Raw genomic sequence first — 604 nt, forward strand, 5'->3', positions numbered from 1 at the left:
CGGTGTCATCCCGCAGATCAGCGTGATGCTCGGCCCCTGCGCGGGCGGCGCGGCCTACAGCCCCGCCCTGACGGACTTCGTGTTCATGGTCCGCGAGACCTCGCAGATGTTCATCACCGGCCCGGACGTCGTCAAGGCGGTGACCGGCGAGGAGATCACGCAGAACGGCCTGGGTGGCGCGGACGTGCACGCCGAGACCAGCGGTGTCGCGCACTTCGCGTACGACGACGAGGAGACGTGCATCGCCGAGGTGCGCTACCTCCTGGCGATGCTCCCGCAGAACAACCGGGAGAACCCCCCGCGCGCGGAGTCCTCCGACCCGGCGGACCGCCGCAGCGACGTCCTCCTCGACCTGGTCCCCGCGGACGGCAACCGCCCGTACGACATGGCCAAGGTCATCGAGGAGATCGTCGACGACGGCGACTACCTGGAGGTCCACGAGCGCTGGGCCCGCAACATCATCTGCGCCCTCGGCCGGCTCGACGGCCAGGTGGTCGGCATCGTCGCCAACCAGCCGCAGACCCTCGCGGGCGTCCTCGACATCGAGGCCAGCGAGAAGGCCGCGCGTTTCGTGCAGATGTGCGACGCCTTCAACATCCCGATC

1 protein-coding gene is annotated in these 604 nt (G+C 69.5%); it reads left to right on the forward strand.

The features are described 5' to 3' along the window. On the forward strand, positions 1–604 hold a 604-nt coding region (locus tag M8J73_RS34220), incomplete at both ends, for a carboxyl transferase domain-containing protein (protein WP_283947284.1).

The organism is Streptomyces neyagawaensis (assembly GCF_023516595.1).
GTDB lineage: Bacteria > Actinomycetota > Actinomycetes > Streptomycetales > Streptomycetaceae > Streptomyces > Streptomyces neyagawaensis.